We start from the raw sequence: 18,880 nt of genomic DNA on the forward strand, positions 1-18,880 counted from the left end.
GGCGCCGCCCCCGACCGTCCGCGGTGGTCGGGGGACGGGCGACCCCGTACCTCTACCTGCTGCCTGCGCTCCTCGTCTACGGTGCGTTCCTGCTGTACCCGCTGCTGCGCTCCGTGCAGTTCTCCCTGTACGACTGGCCCGGCTTCGGCCCCTCCACGTTCGTCGGGCTGGGCAACTACGTCGATCTCCTCGACGACCGCAAGTTCCACGCCGCGATCCTGCATTCGCTGATCCTGATCCTGTTCTACTCCATCCTGCCGCTGGTGGTGGGACTGCTGCTGGCCGCGATCCTGCGCCGGGGCCGCGTCCGCGGGCTCGGCTTCTTCCGCGTCGTCATCTTCCTGCCGCAGGTGATCGCGCTGGTCGTCGTCGCCATCTCGTGGCATCAGATCTACGCGCCCAACGGGCCGCTCAACGACTTCCTCCGTGCCATCGGCCTCGGGTCGGTCGCCCGCGGCTGGCTGGGTGATCCCACCTTCGCCCTGCCCGCCGTCGGCATGATCGGTTTCTGGCTGATGACGGGACTCACGATGCTCCTGCTGCTCGCCGGCATGGGACGCATCCCCGACGACCTGTACGAGGCCGCCCGCCTGGACGGGGCCGGTCCGGTGGCCGAGTTCTTCGCGATCACGCTTCCCGCGGTCAAGGCCGAGATCGCCACGGCGCTGGTCCTGACGGTCATCGCGGCGCTGAAGACGTTCGACCTGGTCTACGTCACCACCTCCGGCGGGCCGGGCAACGCGACGACGGTGCCCAGCTTCGAGGTGTACAACCGGGCGTTCAACCTCAAGGACGTCGGCTCGGCCTCCGCAGTGGCGGTGGTGCTGACTGCGCTCGTGTTCGTCATCAACGCAGGCATCTCCCGCATCGGCGAGACGGGGGTCCGGCGATGAGGATCTCCGTGGCCGAGAAGGCCGCCAACTACGTGCTGCTCATCGGCTTCTCGCTGTTCGCGATCGCGCCGGTCGCCGGCATCTTCTCCACGGCGCTGTCCCCGCAGAACGGTGTCGCCGAGGGCGGGCCGCACTGGCGCAACTTCCTCGACGCCTGGCGGATCGGCCGGTTCGACGAGGCGCTGCTGAACTCCGCGCTGATCGCCGCGCTCGTCGTCGGTGTCGCCATCGTCCTGTCCATCCTGGCGGGCTATGCCTTCGGCACCATGCGCTTCCGGGGATCGACGGCACTGTTCTACCTGTTCCTCCTGGGGTTGATGGTGCCCGCCGAGGCCATCGTCATCCCGCTGTTCTTCGACCTGCGCACGCTGGGGCTCACCGACACGATCTGGGCGGTGGCGCTGCCGCAGATCGCCCAGTCGGTCGCTTTCGGCACGTTCTGGATGCGCAGCCAGTTCCGGGCACTGCCACCCAACCTCCTCGAGGCTGCGGCCCTGGACGGCGCGGGCGGCTGGCGGGCCCTGTGGCGCATCGCGGTGCCGCCGTCCCTGCCGTCCATCGCCACGGTGATGGTGCTGATGACGATGTGGACGTGGAACGAGTTCCTGATTCCACTGGTCATGAGCCCCGCCGGCCAGTGGCGCACGGCCCCGCTGGGGCTGTCGATCTTCAAGGGTCAGTACTCGGCCGACCTCGCACTACTGTCGGCCGCGGGCGTGATCATCGCCGCACCCATTATCGTGGTGTTCCTGGCGCTGCAGCGCTACTTCATCAACGGGAGGCTGGAGGGAGCGGCAAAGGAATGATGGAACACGATCACCTCGATGAGGGTCGGTGCGCCACCTGCTGGACATGGGATCCGTTGGCGGCGACCCGCACAGACGACGATCCCCCGCTCGACGTGATGACGACGGGTCAGCTGTTCTTCGACCTCATCTTCGCGGGACTGCCACGGCTCCCCCTCCCCGGTGAGGAGCTGTACAGCACGGGCATGGGGTCGTGCCCCGGCGGCATCGCCAACATGGCGACGGCCGCGGCGCGGCTCGGGCTGCGGACGGGCCTTGCGGCCGGCTTCGGCGACGACGCCTACGCCGACTGGATGTGGTCGGTCCTGTCGAGGGACGAGAACATCGACCTCAGCGCTTCGCGCCGGTTCGACAACTTCCACTCGGCCATCACTGTGTCGATGGCCTTCAGTGGCGACAGGGCCATGGTCACGCACGCCCATGACCTCCCCGAGCCGATGGACGACGCGCTCATCAGCGCGCCGGGCTCCCGTGCCGCGACGATCGATCTGAAACGGGTCGTCCCCTCGTGGCGCACCCTGCGCGACCGCGGGACGCTGCTGTTCGCCGACCTCGGCTTCGACGAGACGGGCAAGTGGGACACCGCCGACCTCGCTCCGCTCCAGTACTGCCATGCCTTCACCCCGAACGCGGTCGAGGCGATGGCCTACACGCGCACCTCACGGCCCACCGACGCCGTGCGCAAGCTCGCGGGCATGGTTCCGCTCGCCGTCGTCACCGATGGCGTCGGCGGCTCCTTCGCGATCGACAACACCACCGGCGAGGAGGCGTACTGTCCCGCCGTCGCCGTCGAGGCGATCGATGCGACGGGTGCGGGGGACGTGTTCGCGGCGTCGATGATCCTCGGCACGCTCGCCTCCTGGCCGCTGGACGTGCGGCTCCGGTTCGCGTCGCTGAGCGCCTCGCTCGCCGTCCGCCAGTTCGGCGGCTCGCTCGCCGCCCCGGGCTGGGGCGACATCGCCGACTGGTGGCGTGACGTGTCCGGCCGCTCCGAGGCGGGGGACCTCCAGGCCGCCTACATCGCGCGCGACTACGGCTTCCTCGGCGACCTGATCCCGCGCCATGCCGTGCACGGCGTCCGCCGCGCCGAGGGGACCTTCGCGGTGGCCTCGCACCTGGACTGACCGTCGGCGGGCCGGCGGGACACTAGCGGCCCGGCGGCACCACCAGGGCCAGGACGAAGGTGCCCACGCCGAGCGCGCCGAGGACCAGCACGTCGAGCCAGCGGCGCCGCACCACCAGCAGGCCGGCGTGCCGCCTGGGCAGGACGAGCCGGAAGACGGCCGCCACCAGCAGCGCGCCGGCGATCACGATGGCCCCGGCCCGCCACTGGCCGACCGCGGCGAGCGCCGCACCCACCCCGACGAGCGCGAGGCTCACCAGCAGCGGCCCTGGGCGATCGGGGTACCAGTCGACCGGCTTGTCCGGCCTGTCAGCCATGCAGCAGTTCCGCCCGATCCACGACGTTGCTGAGCAGCATGGCGCGCGTCATGGGCCCGACCCCGCCGGGGTTGGGCGTCACGAAGCCGGCCTTGTCCCAGACGTCGGGGCCAGGTCGCCCACCGTCTTTCCGTCCACGCGGCTGACGCCGACGTCGACGAGGGCGGCGCCCTCACGGATCATGTCGGCGGTGATCATGTGGGGGACGCCGGCGGCGGCCACCACGATGTCCGCGCGCCGGGTGTGCTCGGCGACGTCACGGGTGCCGGTGTGGCACAGCGTGACCGTGGCGTTCTCGCTCCGGCGGGTCAGGATGAGGCCCAGCGGCCTTCCCACGGTGATCCCGCGGCCGACCACGACCACCTCGGCACCCTTGAGCGGCACGTCGTGGCGACGCAGCAGCTCGAGGATGCCGCGCGGGGTGCACGGCAGGGTGGCGGGCTCGTTCAGCACGAGCCGGCCGAGGTTGATGGGGTGGAGGCCGTCGGCGTCCTTGTCCGGGTCGATGAGGCTGAGCGCCCAGTTCTCGTCGAGATGCCGCGGGATGGGCAGCTGCACGATGTAGCCCGTGCACGCCGGGTCGGCGTTGAGCCCCTCGATGGCCTCCCGCAACTGATCGGCGGTGGCATCGGCGGGCAGCTCCACCTGGATGGACGCGATGCCGACCTCGTCACAGTCGCGGTGCTTCATGCGCACGTAGTTCTGGCTGGCGGGATCGCTGCCCACCAGGACCGTCGCCAGGCCGGGGACCACTCCCCTGGCCCGCAGCGCCGCCACGCGGCCGGTCAGTTCCGTCTTGATGGCGGCGGCCGTGGCCTTGCCGTCGAGCCTGATTGCGGTCACAGGTGTGCTCCTCAGTGGAAGAAGTGACGGGTGCCGGTGAAGTACATCGTGATCCCCGCGGCCGCGACGGCGTCGATGACCTCCTGGTCACGCACCGACCCGCCCGGCTGGACGATGGCGCGGACGCCCGCGTCGAGCAACACCTGCGGGCCGTCGGCGAACGGGAAGAAGGCGTCGGAGGCGGCCACGGACCCCTTCGCACGGTCGCCCGCCCGGTCGACGGCGAGATGGCAGGAGTCGACCCGGTTGACCTGGCCCATGCCGACGCCGACGGAGGCGCCGTCGTGGGCCAGCAGGATGGCGTTGGACTTGACGGCGCGCACGGCACGCCAGGCGAACCCCAGGTCGGCCAGCGTCGACTCGTCGACGGCGTCGCCGGCGGCGAGCGTCCAGTTCGCGGGATCGTCACCGTCGGCGTCGATCGCGTCGCTCTGCTGCAGCAGCATGCCGCCGTCGATCTGACGCAGCGAGACGCCCGCGTTGGCGGCGTCGGGCGCGACCAGGATGCGGATGTTCTTCTTGCGCTGGAGCACCTGCACGGCGCCGTCCTCGTAGCCGGGAGCGACGATGACCTCGGTGAACACCTCGGCGACCTGCTCGGCCATGGCCACGGAGACGGGCCGGTTGGCCGCGATCACACCACCGAAGGCGGAGACCGGGTCGCAGGCGTGGGCCCTGCTGTGCGCCTCCGCGATGTCGGCGCCGACGGCGATGCCGCACGGGTTGGCGTGCTTGATGATGGCGACGGCCGGACCGGAGAAGTCGTAGGCCGCGCGGCGAGCCGCGTCGGCGTCGACGTAGTTGTTGTAGCTCATCTCCTTGCCGTGCAGCTGGGTGGCGCCCGCGAGGCCCGCGTCGCGCCCGTTGCTGCGGTACACGGCCGCACCCTGGTGGGAGTTCTCGCCGTAGCGGAGGTCGGCCACCTTCTGCCAGGTCCCGCCGACCCAGGTGGGGAAGCCGGTGCCGGCCGACGAGTCGGTGAGCACGTTGCCCATCCAGCTGGCCACGGCGACGTCGTAGGTGGCCGTGTGCACGAAGGCGGCGGCGGCGAGTTCCTTGCGCTGCTGCAGCGTGAAACCGCCCGCGGCGAGCGCCGCACGCAGCGCCGGGTACTGGTCGGCCGACGTGATGACGGCGACCGAGGGATGGTTCTTGGCCGCGGCGCGGACCATGGTGGGGCCGCCGATGTCGATCTGCTCGACGCACTCGTCCTGCGAGGCGCCGGAGGCGACGGTGGCCTCGAAGGGGTACAGGTTGGTGATGACCAGGTCGAAGGGGGCGACGTCGAGCTCCTCCAGCTGGGCGCGGTGGCTCTCGAGGCGGCGGTCCGCGAGGATGCCGGCGTGCACCTTCGGGTGCAGGGTCTTGACGCGACCGTCGAGGCACTCCGGGAATCCGGTGACGTCCTCGACGGGCACGACGGGAACGCCCGCCGCTGCGAGCTTCGACGCGGTGGAGCCGGTGGAGACGATCTCGACGCCGGCCGCTGCGAGGTCGCGGCCCAGTTCGAGGAGGCCGGTCTTGTCGTAGGCGGAGACCAGCGCGCGGCGCAGCGGGATCAGATCGGTCACGGGTGTTCCTTCTTCCATTCGGATACGGCCTGGATCAGGAGGCGGCGTTCGACCACCTTGATGCGCTCGTGCAGGGTGTCGACGTCGTCCGTGTCGTACACGTCGACCGCTCCCTGCAGCAGGATCCTACCGGTGTCGACCCCGGCGTCGACGACGAAGACGGTGGCGCCGGAGACCTTCACACCGGCACGCAGCGCGTCGCGCGGGCCGTGCATGCCGGGGAAGCTCGGCAGCAGCGCAGGGTGGGTGTTGATGGTGCGGCCCCGAAGCGGGCGAGGAAGGCCTCGCCGACGAGCTTCATGAACCCGGCGGAGGCCACCAGGTCGGGGTCGTAGGCGGCGACAATCGCGGCCAGTTCCCTGTCCCAGGCGGAGCGGTCCGCCCCCTCTCGAGAGGATGGGCGATGGCGGGGATGCCCCGGGCCCTTGCCCGTTCCAGGCCGGCGGCGTCCGCGCGGTCGGAGACCGCCGCGACGACCCGGGCATCCACCTCCCCGGCGTCGATCGCGTCGAGCAGCGACTGGAAGAGCGTGCCGGAGCCGGAGAGGAGGACGACGACGGAGGTGGTCACCGGACCACCCTACGCCGTCGGCGCCCCGGCCCCGCTCCCGTCCGGGAGCGTCTCCGGGTCGTCGCCGGAGTCGGCATCCTTCTCCGCACCACCAGCGACGACGGGGCGGGGCGGCCGGCGGATCAGCCCGATGGCGAGCCCGACCGCCATGCCGGACAGCCCGAGGATGGTCGGGGCGAAGATGAGGATCTCGACCTTCGCTCCGATGTGCGCGAGGCGGTCGCTGCCCAACCCGCCTGCCGCGAGCAGGCACGCGACGGCGGTGAGGAGGCCGGCGGCCACGCCGGCCAGGCCACCGACGAGCGATGTCTCGTCGAACCGGGCGCGCGGCCGGGCCAATGCCACGGCGACCGCGGCGATCGCGCCTGCGACCACGCCGAGCAGGAGCCACCACAGCAGTGCGGGCGACGCCAGACCCGGTTCCGGGACCAGCCCCATGGCGGGGATGGCGGGCAGGAGGCCGACGTCGGTGGCGGTCACCGTCACCGACGACCCGTCACCCAGCGTGATGCCAGCGCCCAACGCCCACGACGCTGCGGCGAGGACGAGGTTGGGCAGGTAGGCGATGTGCAGCGCGGCGAGCAGGACGAGCCCGGCGACGCCGCCGTCGAGGGAGTCGACGATCGTGGCGATCCGTTCCCGTCCGCCCCAGGCCGCGATGGCGACCAGCGCCGCAGAGCCTGCCAGCACCGTCAGCAGCGCGGCACCCATGGCACGCGGGACGGCGCGGAGCCAACGGGGCCAGGCCCGGGTGGGATCGAAGTCGACGCCGCGGCTGGCTCCGAGGAGCCCGGCGATGCCGCCCACGGCCACGGCGCCGGCGATGAGCTGGAGGGTCAGTGTGCCGGTGGTCAGGCCCAGAGCGATGACGCCGGCCACGTAGCTGCCGCCGAAGACGCCCGCCACGCGCAGGACGAGGGGCTCGCCGTCGACCCAGACCCTTCCCGTGTCGTCGGGCTCCGTGTCCTGGTGCGCCGCCTGCCGCGCGGCGAACGAGGCGACGGGCAGCGCGACGAACACCAGCAGCAGCGTCAGGCCCAGCGGCACGATGCTCACAGCCTGTCCCCGATGACGACGGGGCCGCCGTGGCCGAGGACGAGCACGTCGGCGGCGAGTCGGAGGGCGGCCGCGAACTCCGTGTCGGGCGACGTGAGCCAGCCGACGAGAGCGAACGCCGCGAGCACCAGCCATCCGCCCAGCAGGACCGCTAGCGCACCGACGACGGCAGTCAGCTGCCAGGGCCACTGCAGGTGGCGCCGCTCCGGTTCCGGCGTCGCGCCGACCTCGACCGCCACCGTCTTGTGCAGCGAAGTACGTCGTGCCACCGTGTGCCATCCCTTCGGGTTTTCGCTAGTTTCTCACGGGCCCCGGTAATGTTGACGCCTGGACACAGGGGCGACACGACATCGGACGGAGGCCACCATGGGCGCAACGCCAGCAGACCGGCCACGCCGGGCGTTCTCCAGCGACGATTCCGGGGCACCCGGTCCGACCGACGATACCCCGCCTCCGCCGCGGGCCGCGCGCGCCGCGGCTCGCCCGCTGGGAGGGACGACGAACCCACAGGATCCGGGTCCGGCACGCCCCGCAGGGCGACGCCAACCCCTTCGCCAGGCCCGGGAGCCAGGCGGCGGCGGAGCCGCCGGCCGTCGCCACGCCGATCCCCGCCCCCATCTTTCCCCGCTCCTCCGGCATCTTTGCGGACTCCCCCGGCCCGGCCCCGCGCCGCTCGGCCCTGTCGTCGGACTCCCCCTACGACCCCGATCCGCAGGCCGACGACGTCCCCTGGTGGACGGCGCACCGCGCGACGCTGGCCATGTGGGCGATCGGTGGCGTCGTGACCGCGATCCTGGTGGGCCTGTTGACCTTCTTCGTCGTCAGGGGGGCGAGCGAGGTCTCTCCCGCGCCGAGCCCGAGCCCTTCGCCGAGCGCGAGCGGTTCCGTCGGGCCCGCGCCGGCCACCGCCGACGACCTGCTGACCGCCCAGGACCTCGCCGAGCTCGCCCCGGCCGCCTCCTGGTCAGTGACGAGCACCACCCTGACCGCCGCCGAACACGCCAACCGTCCCCTCTGCCTCAGCACGGAGACCCTGACGGTCAACCCCGTCGTCTCGCTGCAGCGGGTGCTCGCCACGAGCGGCGACGACGGGCTCGCGGCCCTGCACCGCATCGAGGTGTTCGCCGACGCGGAGACGGCGTCCGCGGTGATGACCCAGCGGATCGCGGCGCTGGGCGCCTGCTCCGAAGTCCCCGTGCTGCTGGTCGGCGCGGAGACGGTGACCGGCCTGGCGGAGGAGGCGTTCGCCGTCACGATCGCCGTCGACACCGACGCGGGCGTCCGTCACCACACCCTGCTCCTGACCCGCTCCGGCGCCGCACTGCAGCTGCTCGACGGCACCAGGGCCGAGGCGATCCCGGCCGCCGACCTCGCGCAGGTCGTCACCAGGGCGCAGACGGCGCTGTCCGCCGTCCAGGGCCAGCCCGCCCCCGCGGACGTGGCAGCTGCCGCGGCGCTGCTGCCTCCCACGGAGCCGACCGGCTGGCTCTCCCCCTCGGACATTCCGCGCGTGCGCGCCGGCTTCGGCCGCTGGACCTACAAGGGCCCCACCGACGTCACCAGCCCCGGCACCGGCTGCGAGAACATGACACTGGCCTCCGAGCCCGGCCCGGCGTCGCGGTCCGAGGTCACCTACCTGCTCTCGCAGGACGACCAGATGCCCAGCCTGTTCGGCATGGACCAGATCACCTTCGACTTCGACACGACCGAGGCCGCCGACGCGTTCGTCACCAAGCTCGGCAACGCGATCGCCAGCTGCAAGGACAGGGTCAACACCGCCACGGTGGCCGAGCAGGCGGCCGTCGCCGGCACCGGCGTCGACGGTGTGCCCGTCTCCTCCCGGATCTTCACAGTGACGCAGGCGCAGGGCGGCTCGGCGAACGCGTTGTTCCAGGTCATCGTCAGCAAGGCGGACGCCCGCATCGTCTACACCCTGGTGACCGTCGAGGACGACTACCGGTTCAGCGACGCGCAGCTGGCGGGCCTGGGGGTCCGCATCCCTGTGCGGACGTCCCAGACCTCCTGATCCCGCGTCAGCGGCTGCCCCGCAGACGGGCGATCGCGTCGCGTGCCAGCTGCGCCGTCAGCGACGGGGTCTCCCCCACGAGCACACCGGCCGCCTCGAGCGCCAGCTTCTTCGCGGCCGCCGTCCCGGCCGACCCGGTGATGATGGCACCCGCGTGGCCCATCGTCCTGCCGGGCGGGGCGGTGAAGCCGGCCACGTACCCGACGACGGGCTTGGTGATGTGCTGCGCGATGTACTCCGCGGCCCGCTCCTCGGCGTCGCCGCCGATCTCACCGATCATCACGATGATGTCGGTGTCGGGGTCCTCCTCGAACGCCTGCAGCACGTCGATGTGACGTGTGCCGACGACCGGGTCGCCACCGATCCCGACGGCAGTGGAGAAGCCGTGGTCCCGCAGCTCGTACATCATCTGGTAGGTCAGCGTCCCCGACTTCGACACCAGCCCGATGCGGCCGGGGCCGGAGATGTGGGCGGGGATGATGCCGACGTTCGACTTCCCCGGGGAGATGAGGCCGGGGCAGTTGGGGCCGATGATGCGGGTGCCGGACTCGCGCGCCGCGGCGTGGAACTCGATGGAATCGTGCACCGGGATACCCTCGGTGATGATGACGCACAGACCGATCTCGGCCTCGATCGCCTCGAGTACCGCGGCCTTGGCGAACTTCGGCGGCACGAACACGACGGACACATCGGCCTGGGTGGCTGCGACGGCCTCGACCATCGAGCCGAACACCGGCACCGGATCTTCCTCGAACAGGACGGACTCCCCGGACCGGCCGGGTGTGACGCCACCGACGACGCGGGTGCCGGACATGATCATGCGCTGCGTGTGCTTGCGGCCCTCACGGCCGGTCATGCCCTGCACGAGGACACGGGAGGACGCGTTGATGTAGATCGACATCGGTGGCTCAGTTCCCTTCAGCAGCCAGGCGGGCCGCGGTTCGGGCGGCCTCGTCCATCGTGTTCTTGACGGTGATCAGCGGGTGGGCCGCCTCGGCGAGGATCGCCTTGCCGACCTCGACGGAGTTGCCGTCGAGGCGGACCACGATCGGGAGCCGGGCCTCGTCGCCCAGTATCTCGAGGGCGTTGACGATGCCGTTGGCCACGTCGCTGCACGCGGTGATGCCCCCGAACACATTGACGAAGACCGACCTCACCTGCGGGTCGCTCATGATGATGCGCAGCCCGTTGGCCATGACCGCTGCGGAGGCGCCTCCGCCGATGTCCAGGAAGTTGGCGGGGCGGGGGGATCCCGGCAGCTCCGCACCCGCGGCCGCCACGACGTCGAGGGTGCTCATCACGAGCCCTGCCCCGTTGCCGATGACGCCGACGCTGCCGTCGAGCTTCACGTAGTTGAGGTCGAGTTCGCGGGCCTGGCGCTCGAGCTCGGTGTCGCCGGTGGTGTTCGCGTACGAGTCCCATTCCTCGTGCCGGTAGTCGGCGTTGGTGTCGAGCGTGACCTTCCCGTCGAGCGCGATGATGCGCCCGTCGCCCGTGCGGACGAGCGGGTTCACCTCGACGAGCGTCGCGTCGGACTCCTTGAACACGCGCCACAGCTGGGTCAGCACCTCGCCGACCGCGGCGTGCGCATCGGCAGGGAAGCCCGCCTTCGTCACGATGTCCGCGGCCACCGCGCCGGTGATGCCGTCGATGGGGTCGAGGTCGACCTTGATGAGCGCCTCGGGCCGCTCCACGGCCAGGGTCTCAATGTCCATGCCGCCCTCGATGCTGCACATGGCGATGAAACCGCCGGCAGCGCGATCGAGGAGGATCGAGAAGTAGAACTCGTCGGCGATGTCTGCCCCGGGGCTGAGCATCACGGTCTCGACGATGTGGCCCTTGATGTCGAGCCCGAGGATCTCGCCTGCCGTCGCCCGGACGGCGTCGGCGCCGCGGGCGAGCTTCACGCCGCCTGCCTTGCCGCGGCCGCCTGTGCGGACCTGGGCCTTGATGACGGCCAGGTCCGTTCCCAGGGCCGCGTACGCGTCGACGGCCTCCTCGGGGGTGGTGGCGATCCGGCCGGGCAGTACGGGCACCCCGAACTGCTCGAAGAGGTCACGCGCCTGATACTCCAGTAGGTCCACGTCGGTCCTTTGCGTCGTTGCGGTGGGGTCGGCCCCAGAGTACTGCCCGGGCGATGCGCTCCGGGTCATCTCAGCCACGAACTCGTCCACAGCACATGTTGAGACAACTTTGAGAGATTCCTGAGAACTGTTAAGGTTTCTCCCGGATGCCCCCGCAAGGGGGATGCCGATCGTTCTGAGGAGACAGGTGAACAACACCGCACAGGGCAGCGCACGTCGCGCAGCCATGGTCGCCGACGACACCGTCGCCGAGATCACCGCCACCCCCACCCGTGCCCGTCGTGGAGCGCACGCCGCAGGCTTCAGCCGGCGCTTGGTGGCGCTGGGCCTCGTGAGCACGCTGGCGGTCGGATCCCTGTTCGCATTTGCCTTCAACTCCCGTGGTTCGGAGTCTGCCGGCGCCGAGGCCGACAACGCCAACCTCGCGATTCCCGCCGCCGCGGCCGAGGCCGCCGAACTGGGCTTCGCTGACCGTTCCGAGGCCGCGAGCCGCGACGCCGTCCGCTCCAGCGTGAGCGAGGCCGTCGGTGAGGCCAACGCAGCCGCCAGCCGCACCGCCGCCCTCGGCGCCGCCAACAAGTCCGCTCAGAACGCCGAGGCGCAGCGCAGCGCCGAGGAGCGCGAGCGGCTGATGGACGAGGACATGGAACTCGTCGCCAAGCAGAGCGAGAAGCTGAAGAAGGAGGCAGAGGAGGCCCAGCGCCGCCTCGAGGCCGCCCGGCGGGCCAAGGCCGCCGCGGCCAGCTCCGATGCGGGCGCGTCGCTGTCGTCCGAGGACATCGAGAACCTCAACAGCACCGGAGCGATGCTTCCGCTGAAGAACGCCCGTCGCGGTGCCTACTTCGGCAAGACCGGCTCCTGGTCCCGCTACCACACCGGCCAGGACTTCCCGGCCGCGGTCGGCACCCCGATCTACGCGGTCACCTCCGGCGTCGTGCTGAGCCCCACCTCCGGCAGCTGGGCCGGCACCAACGTCGTCATCCGCCACTCCAACGGCGGAGCCACCCTGTACGCGCACATGAGCCGCCGGCTCGTCTCGCCTGGCGAGACCGTCAAGGCCGGCACCCTCATCGGCTACGTCGGTGAGACCGGCCGCACCTTCGGCCCCCACCTGCACTTCGAGTACTACAAGCCGGGCACCACCCCGGGCGACGTCTACAGCGCGTCGGACCCGATGGTCTTCCTGCGCTCGCTCGGGGTCCGCTGACCCCCACCCCCGAACCGCAGAGGCGGCGTTCCCCGATCGGGGAACGCCGCCTCTTTCGTCTCCGGCGCCGGCGCCGTCAGAGCTTCTCCATCGGGGCGTGCCTGAGGCTCAGCCGCTTGGAGCCGGCCGAGCCGAAGTCGACGTCGACCTTGGTGGCGTCGCCGTGGCCGTGCACGGCCAGGACGCTGCCCATGCCGAACGTCGCGTGCAGCACCCTGTCGCCGATGGTGAGCGCCACCATGGGGCGGGCCGGTGCGCTCCCCTTGCCGAAACTCTGCAAGGAGGCGCTCGTCGAGCGGTTGCGGGTGGCGGCGCTGCTGGCCCACGTCGTCGTCGCGGCCCCGGTGCGGCGCCAGTCGAGGACGTGCTGCGGGATCTCGTCGAGGAACCGGGACGGCGGGTTGTACGCCGGGGCGCCGAACGTGACCCTGACCTGGGAACGGCTGAGGTAGAGGCGCTTCCTGGCGCGGGTGATGCCCACGTAGGCCAGGCGCCGCTCCTCCTCCAGTTCGGCCTGGTCCGTCATGGCCCGCATGTGCGGGAACATGCCCTCCTCGAGGCCGGTCAGGAACACGGTGTCGAACTCGAGGCCCTTCGCGGTGTGCAGCGTCATGAGCGTGACGACGCCCTTGCCGTCCTCATGGTCGGGCACCTGGTCGGAGTCGGCGACCAGCGCGATGCGTTCGAGGAACGCCGCCAGCGAGTCGTCGGGCTCAGGCATGCCGGCGGCGAGGCCGGACTCGTTGCCCTCGGCGTCCAGGTCGACGGCGTTGGCGGCAGCGACGAACTCCGCGGCCACCGACACGAGCTCGACCAGGTTCTCGATGCGCGTGATGTCCTGCGGATCGGTGGAGGCCTCGAGTTCGGGAAGGTAGCCGGACTCCTTCAGGATCGACGCCAGCACCTCGTCGGCAGGCTTGCCCTGGGCCACCATCACCCGGTGCATGGTCATAACGTCCACGAACCCCTGGATCTGCTTGTGGGAACGGGTCGCCAGGCTGGCCTCCGAGGCGCGCTCGAGCGCCTCGAAGAACGTGATGCGCTCCGACTGGGCCAGCAGCGAGACCGCCGCCTCCGCCCTGTCGCCGATGCCACGCTTCGGCACGTTCAGGATCCGTCGCACCGACACGTCGTCCGCGGGGTTCACGATGGCGCGCAGGTAGGCGATGGCGTCGCGGATCTCGCGCCGCTCGTAGAAGCGGACACCGCCGACGACCTTGTAGGGCAGGCCGACGCGGATGAAGACCTCCTCGAACGCGCGTGACTGCGCGTTCGTGCGGTAGAACACCGCGGTGTCGCCGTAGGTGCTGTCGCCCCTGTCCTGCAGTGCGTCGATCTCGCTGGCGATGAACTGCGCCTCGTCCTGCTCGGTGTCGGCCACCCAGCCCGTGATCAGGTCGCCCTCGCCGAGGTCGGACCACAGCTGCTTGTCGCGGCGCCCCTTGTTCCGGGAGATGACGGCGTTCGCGGCCGTCAGCACGTTCTGGGTCGAGCGGTAGTTCTGGTCGAGCACGACCGTCTCCGCGCCCGGGAAGTCCTTCTCGAAGTCGAGGATGTTGCGGATGGTGGCACCGCGGAAGGCGTAGATGGACTGGTCGGAGTCGCCCACGACCATCAGCTCGGCGGGCTCCACCGTCGGCGAGCCCTCGACGACACCGTCCGCCGGTGCCGCGGCGCACAGCTCACGCACCAGCGCGTACTGCGCGTGGTTGGTGTCCTGGTACTCGTCGACCAGCACGTGGCGGAAGCGGCGGCGGTACTTCTCCCGCACGTCGGGGAAGGCCCGCATCAGGATGACGGCGGTCATGATGAGGTCGTCGAAGTCCAGCGCGTTCGCGGCCCCCAGGCGACGCTGGTACTCGGAGTAGGCCTCTGCGTACGTCTTCTGCGGCGGCGTCGCGGCGTCGCCTGAAGCGGTCTCGAAGTCGACGAGTTCGTTCTTGAAGTTGCTGACGGCGTTCATCACCGCCCGCACCGGGTACCGCTTCGGGTCGATCTCCAGGTCGCGGCACACCATCGACATGAGGCGCTTGGCGTCGGCGTCGTCGTAGATGGAGAAGTTCTTGGAGATCCCCAGCCGGTCGATGTCGGCGCGCAGGATGCGCACGCACGCCGAGTGGAAGGTGGAGACCCACATCAGCTTGGCGCGGTTGCCGACCAGGTCGATGACCCGCTGGCGCATCTCCGCCGCCGCCTTGTTGGTGAAGGTGATCGCGAGGATCGACCCGGGATGCACGTCCCGCTGCGAGACGAGGTGGGCGATGCGTCTCGTCAGCACCCGCGTCTTGCCGGAGCCTGCGCCCGCCACCACCAGGACGGGTGCGCCACGGTGCACGACGGCCTGCCGCTGGGGCGGGTTGAGCCCCTCGAGCAGTTCCTCCTCCGAGACCTTTCGACGGTGTCCCCCGCCGTCCCGCGGGTCTGTCCGCGGGGTCGACGCGGAGGGCGTGTCCGGCTGGAAGGCGGCGAAGAGATCAGGGAACAGGGAGTCGCTCATGTCGCGGCCCAGACTACCGGCTGGGACGGGGGCGACCGGCCGCGACGGGCCCCCTCGCTAAGCTGACGGCCATGCGCTCGAGATTGGCGGCCCTCGGCCGGATCCTGAACAGGATCACCGCGTCCGTGGTGATCCTGCAGATCGTCGCGATGCTCACGTTGACCCTGGTCGAGTCGCTGCGGAAGAAGAAGCGCAAGATGAGGCGGTTCCCGGTCGTCGCGCCCTCCCCTGTCACCGTCGAGGACGACGAGGTGACCGTCTACACCTACGGCGAGCACCTCTTCGACGCGATGCTGCAGGCGATCAACGCGGCGGAAGACCACGTCTACTTCGAGACCTACATCTGGAAGGCGGACGCCACCGGCCGCGCGTTCGTCGACGCCCTCAACCGGGCGGCGGCCCGCGGCGTGCGGGTCCACGCCATCTGGGACGGGTTCGCGAACCTGGTGGTCCCGCGTCCCTTCTACCGGCAGCTCTCCGACGACATCGCCACGCTCCACTATCCGGCGCTGCCCGTGCCGTGGCGCCCCCGCTCCTGGGGGCGCGACCATCGCAAGCTGCTGTGCGTGGACGGCGCCGTCGGCTTCGTCGGCGGCTACAACATCGGCGCCCTGTATGCGACGGGCTGGCGCGACACGCACGCCCGCATCACGGGCCCGGGCGTCGCCGAACTGGACAACGCCTTCATCGACTTCTGGAACCAGAACCTGGGCCGGCGGCGCCGTCCGATCACGGACAACCCGGTCCGCGGCTGGGAGTCGCGCCTCCGCATGCACCGCAACACCCCGCGCATCCAGGTGTACCCGATCCGCAACATGTACCTGGAGGCCATCGACCGTGCCCAGGAGCGGATCTGGCTCACGCACGCCTACCTGTTGCCGGACGACGACTTCGTCGCCGCGCTCCGTGACGCCGCCCGGCGCGGGGTCGACGTGCGCATCATCATCCCCGAGCGGTCGAACCACATCGTGGCCGACTGGCTGTCGCGGGGCTACTACGAGCGGCTCCTACACTCGGGCATCCGGCTGTTCCTGTACCAGGGGGCCATGGTGCACGCGAAGACAGGGACGATCGACGGCCACTGGTCGACCATTGGGACCGCCAACCTGGACCGGCTGAGCCTGCTGGGCAACTATGAGGTCAACCTGGAGATCACCGACGCCGACGTGGCCGCGCGGATGGAGGAGATCTACCGGATCGATCTGTCGAACACCATCGAGATCGACGAGGCCCGCTGGCTGCGGCGCTCGCTGGTCGCCAAGGCAACCGAGTCGTTCCTCTCCCCCTGGCGGCCCTTCTTCTAGAAAACGCAAACGGCGGCCGGGAGACCCGGCCGCCGTCAGGCAGAACCGATCACCAGAAGACGGCGATGCCCGCGTTCAGGAGCGTCAGGCCGAGGACCGCGAAGAACGGGCCGGGCGCGACGCCCTCCTTCTTCCGGTTGATCAGCACGAGCACGAGGATCGCGACGAGCACGACCGCCTTGACGGCGATCTTGGCGTGGTTGACGGGTCCGTCGCCCATCTCGAGCATGCCGACGAGCAGGAGGCCGGTGACGACCTGGGTCAGGGCGCCGTGGAACATGGCGGGGTTGATGACACGGGTGGGGCCCTTGAGCTGGACGAAGGCGCCACCGAACAGGGCCGCGAAGCCGACGAGGTGGAGCAGGACGAGGACGTTCGCAACGATTTCCATACCAGCCACCCTACCTGGCTGCGACACGGCGTCGCTAAGCAGTTTCACGACTCGTCACCGCGGGGATTCCAGACGCGATACCCTGCCCCCCACAGTGCCCTGACAAGGGGCGATGGGCCACTCAGGGTGGATTCAGGGTGCCCAAACCCTTTACTTGACCCACCCATGATGCAAGAGTAGAGGCATGTGGACAATCATTGTATGGATCATTGTTGGCCTCCTTGGAGGGGCCATTGCCAAGGCCATCATGCCCGGTACCCAGGGTGGTGGATGGCTCGCGACGATGCTTCTCGGCATTGTCGGTTCCTTCGTCGGAGGGCTGATCGGAAGCCTCCTGTTCGAGGGCAAGTTGGACTTCGGACGCCCTGATCTCTCGATCGGCGGCATCATCACCTCGGTGATCGGCGCACTCGTCGTCCTGTTCATCTACGGACTCGTCACCAAGAAGAAGGTCTGACCTTCCTCGACGAGAAAACGCCGCGGCGCCGACCCTCAGGTCGGCGCCGCGGCGTTCGTCTGTCCCCTCTCGGCTGGCGCGTCAGGCTGTGCCGTCGAGTGAATCCGCACCCAAGCCCACGTAGGATCGCTCAGGTGACACCCCCCGGCTGACCGGGTGGACCTGCCCGTAGCCGGATACGCCACGCCGCTGTCCTGAGTATCCCGGCCTCTCACCCTTCCGGAACCAGTCATCAAGCTGCCGGCTCAGGTGCTCCCGGACACTCGCTAGTCGCGGATCTGAGATCCGGTTTGTTGTCTGCCCCGGGTCAGAAGCTCCGTCGTACAACTCATCCGGCCCGCCATCCCTCAGCACGAGTGTGAACTGGCCGTCTGTGACCATGCGGCCGTCGCCATACTCGCTGACAACCGCCACCACCTCGTTGGGCGAGGTCCGGCGGCCCCTGAGTACGTCGGCGAATGACTCCGAAACGCTGTAGCCATCCTCCGGTGCCTTGACGCCTGCAAGCTCACAGATAGTCGCGTGCCAGGAGGCTGCACTCAAGAGTTCGTCGGAGATTCCGGTCGCTCCGCCTGGCATCCGGACCACACACGGAACCCGGACCGAGTTGTCGAAGAAGTTCAGCGGGTATGTTCCGTTGCCCTTGCCCCAGATCCCATGGTGTCCACAAGAGAAGCCGTTGTCGGAGAACCACGCGACCACCGTGTTCTCCAGGAGCCCCTGCGCTTCCAACTCTCCAAGAAGGTGCCCCAGCCCCTCATCGACTGCCATCAAGGAAGCCACATACCCCTTGAGTTGAGGAACGGGATCGGCGAACGCGTCATCAAACTCGTCTCGCACCTCTGCCCAGGGATGTCGCGGCAGCCTGGGCACCGAGTCGAACTCGACTCCATCCAGCTTGTCAAGGTACTCAGGAAGATGACTGTCCACCCACGGGTGGTGCGGGGCCGTGTAGTTGACCTGAAGGTAGAAGGGTCGGCTGTGGTCGCGGGTCTGCAGGAACTCAACCGCCTGCTGGGTCACCGCGCGTGTGAAGTACCTCTCCTCGGTGGACTCCTCCCCTTCGCGCCAGATGGGCGCTCCGTAGTAGTCGCCGCCACCAAAGCGGTGCGCGTACCAGTACTCAAACCCGGGAGCAGGACGACGTGAATCCCCAACGTGCCACTTGCCACTCATCGCGCACTGGTACCCGACCCTGGCCAGCACCTCCGGCGTCGTCGGTTGCCCAGCCAGATAGTCATCTGGCCAGCTATCTCCATGACGGGCCCCGACGAGCCAATCGTGCACGCCGTGGGCTGAAGGGAGCCTACCTGTGAGCACGGACGCACGAGATGGGGAGCACACCGGAGAAGCGCAGTAGAACCGGTCCAGTTCCAGTGCATCCCTCGCGAATCGTTCGAGGTTCGGCATGGGGAGCTCGGGCATGCGCCAAGGGACGGCCCACCGCCCTTGGTCATCTGTCTGGATCAGCAGAAAGTTCAGGCGGGTCACTTGACCGCCCCCGCCGAGATGCCATCGGTGAAGAACCTCTGACCGAAGATGAAGATCGCGATCACGGGAATACTCATCAGGATGACCGCGGCCATCAGGAGGTTCCATTGCGTCGAGTTCTCCTGGTAGAACACGCTGAGCCCAAGTTGCAGCGTGCGCATGTCATTGCTGCGCACCTGAATCAGCGGCCAAAGGAAGTCATTCCAGGTGGACTGGAAGGTCAGGACGGCAACAACTGCCACGG

17 protein-coding genes and 2 pseudogenes are annotated in these 18,880 nt (G+C 69.7%); 7 read left to right on the forward strand and 12 right to left on the reverse strand.

Annotated features, from left to right (window positions below; all coding sequences use genetic code 11):
• Nucleotides 1-23 precede the first annotated feature (23 nt).
• The 3 genes from H9L22_RS08825 to H9L22_RS08835 are packed head-to-tail and all read left to right on the forward strand — an operon-like array spanning nt 24 to nt 2,823.
• A complete protein-coding gene (locus H9L22_RS08825; RefSeq protein ID WP_226966235.1) occupies nt 24-893 on the forward strand; it encodes a carbohydrate ABC transporter permease in 870 nt (289 codons plus the stop codon).
• Nucleotides 894-901: 8 nt separating this feature from the next.
• Nucleotides 902-1,699 (forward strand): carbohydrate ABC transporter permease, encoded by a 798-nt coding sequence (locus tag H9L22_RS08830; protein ID WP_226966236.1) that lies wholly within the window; start codon nt 902-904, stop codon nt 1,697-1,699.
• The gene (locus H9L22_RS08835) at nt 1,699-2,823 is read left to right on the forward strand and encodes a carbohydrate kinase family protein (RefSeq protein WP_187722404.1); all 1,125 of its coding nucleotides are present in this window, start codon (nt 1,699-1,701) and stop codon (nt 2,821-2,823) included. Before H9L22_RS08830 ends, H9L22_RS08835 begins: the two co-directional genes overlap by 1 nt.
• Nucleotides 2,824-2,845: 22 nt before the next feature.
• Here the strand turns inward: H9L22_RS08835 and H9L22_RS08840 are convergent, their stop codons facing one another.
• From H9L22_RS08840 to H9L22_RS08865, 6 genes and pseudogenes are all read right to left on the reverse strand, one after another.
• Nucleotides 2,846-3,139 (reverse strand): DUF3017 domain-containing protein, encoded by a 294-nt coding sequence (locus H9L22_RS08840; RefSeq protein ID WP_187722405.1) that lies wholly within the window; start codon nt 3,137-3,139, stop codon nt 2,846-2,848.
• Nucleotides 3,132-3,982, reverse strand: a pseudogene (locus H9L22_RS08845) (bifunctional methylenetetrahydrofolate dehydrogenase/methenyltetrahydrofolate cyclohydrolase). The gene H9L22_RS08840 and the pseudogene H9L22_RS08845 overlap by 8 nt, the downstream one beginning before the upstream one ends.
• A gap of 11 nt (nt 3,983-3,993) precedes the next feature.
• Nucleotides 3,994-5,553 carry a bifunctional phosphoribosylaminoimidazolecarboxamide formyltransferase/IMP cyclohydrolase gene (gene purH / locus H9L22_RS08850; protein WP_226966237.1) on the reverse strand — a complete coding sequence of 520 codons (1,560 nt, stop codon included), beginning with the start codon at nt 5,551-5,553 and terminating at the stop codon, nt 3,994-3,996.
• Nucleotides 5,550-6,123, reverse strand: a pseudogene (purN, locus tag H9L22_RS08855) (phosphoribosylglycinamide formyltransferase). Before purN ends, purH begins: the two are co-directional and overlap by 4 nt.
• A gap of 9 nt (nt 6,124-6,132) precedes the next feature.
• Nucleotides 6,133-7,179, reverse strand: a complete 1,047-nt coding sequence (locus H9L22_RS08860) for a cell division protein PerM (protein WP_187722407.1) — start codon at nt 7,177-7,179, stop codon at nt 6,133-6,135.
• Complete coding sequence (locus H9L22_RS08865; RefSeq protein ID WP_187722408.1) at nt 7,176-7,448, reverse strand: hypothetical protein; 273 nt, start codon at nt 7,446-7,448, stop codon at nt 7,176-7,178. Before H9L22_RS08865 ends, H9L22_RS08860 begins: the two co-directional genes overlap by 4 nt.
• 491 nt (nt 7,449-7,939) lie before the next feature.
• Here H9L22_RS08865 and H9L22_RS08870 point away from each other — a divergent pair, with 491 nt between their 5' ends.
• Nucleotides 7,940-9,205, forward strand: a complete 1,266-nt coding sequence (locus tag H9L22_RS08870) for a hypothetical protein (protein WP_187722409.1) — start codon at nt 7,940-7,942, stop codon at nt 9,203-9,205.
• Nucleotides 9,206-9,212: 7 nt separating this feature from the next.
• Here H9L22_RS08870 and sucD read toward each other — a convergent pair whose 3' ends face one another.
• Together sucD and sucC are read right to left on the reverse strand one after the other, a co-directional pair.
• A complete protein-coding gene (gene sucD / locus H9L22_RS08875) occupies nt 9,213-10,106 on the reverse strand; it encodes a succinate--CoA ligase subunit alpha (protein ID WP_187722410.1) in 894 nt (297 codons plus the stop codon).
• A 7-nt stretch (nt 10,107-10,113) separates the two neighbouring features.
• Nucleotides 10,114-11,289 carry an ADP-forming succinate--CoA ligase subunit beta gene (sucC, locus tag H9L22_RS08880; protein ID WP_187722411.1) on the reverse strand — a complete coding sequence of 392 codons (1,176 nt, stop codon included), beginning with the start codon at nt 11,287-11,289 and terminating at the stop codon, nt 10,114-10,116.
• A 187-nt stretch (nt 11,290-11,476) separates the two neighbouring features.
• Here sucC and H9L22_RS08885 point away from each other — a divergent pair, with 187 nt between their 5' ends.
• Nucleotides 11,477-12,496, forward strand: a complete 1,020-nt coding sequence (locus H9L22_RS08885; RefSeq protein WP_187722412.1) for a M23 family metallopeptidase — start codon at nt 11,477-11,479, stop codon at nt 12,494-12,496.
• 76 nt (nt 12,497-12,572) lie between these two features.
• On the opposite strand, the gene pcrA is transcribed toward H9L22_RS08885, so the two are convergent.
• Nucleotides 12,573-14,993: a DNA helicase PcrA gene (gene pcrA / locus H9L22_RS08890; RefSeq protein ID WP_187722413.1), complete on the reverse strand. Its 2,421-nt coding sequence runs from the start codon at nt 14,991-14,993 to the stop codon at nt 12,573-12,575.
• 71 nt (nt 14,994-15,064) lie between these two features.
• Between pcrA and H9L22_RS08895 the strand changes: the two genes are divergently transcribed.
• Nucleotides 15,065-16,297, forward strand: a complete 1,233-nt coding sequence (locus H9L22_RS08895; RefSeq protein WP_187722414.1) for a phospholipase D-like domain-containing protein — start codon at nt 15,065-15,067, stop codon at nt 16,295-16,297.
• Nucleotides 16,298-16,346: 49 nt separating this feature from the next.
• Here H9L22_RS08895 and H9L22_RS08900 read toward each other — a convergent pair whose 3' ends face one another.
• On the reverse strand, nt 16,347-16,688 hold the full coding sequence (locus H9L22_RS08900) for a hypothetical protein (protein WP_187722415.1): 342 nt from the start codon (nt 16,686-16,688) through the stop codon (nt 16,347-16,349).
• A 184-nt stretch (nt 16,689-16,872) separates the two neighbouring features.
• Here H9L22_RS08900 and H9L22_RS08905 point away from each other — a divergent pair, with 184 nt between their 5' ends.
• Nucleotides 16,873-17,145: a GlsB/YeaQ/YmgE family stress response membrane protein gene (locus H9L22_RS08905; protein ID WP_187722416.1), complete on the forward strand. Its 273-nt coding sequence runs from the start codon at nt 16,873-16,875 to the stop codon at nt 17,143-17,145.
• Nucleotides 17,146-17,226: 81 nt separating this feature from the next.
• On the opposite strand, the gene H9L22_RS08910 is transcribed toward H9L22_RS08905, so the two are convergent.
• Nucleotides 17,227-18,744, reverse strand: coding sequence for a sulfatase-like hydrolase/transferase (locus H9L22_RS08910; RefSeq protein ID WP_226966238.1), 1,518 nt, complete (start codon nt 18,742-18,744; stop codon nt 17,227-17,229).
• The gene (locus tag H9L22_RS08915; protein WP_187722418.1) at nt 18,633-18,878 is read right to left on the reverse strand and encodes a carbohydrate ABC transporter permease; all 246 of its coding nucleotides are present in this window, start codon (nt 18,876-18,878) and stop codon (nt 18,633-18,635) included. Before H9L22_RS08915 ends, H9L22_RS08910 begins: the two co-directional genes overlap by 112 nt.
• Nucleotides 18,879-18,880 lie beyond the last annotated feature (2 nt).

The organism is Tessaracoccus defluvii, assembly GCF_014489575.1.
Lineage (GTDB): Bacteria > Actinomycetota > Actinomycetes > Propionibacteriales > Propionibacteriaceae > Arachnia > Arachnia defluvii.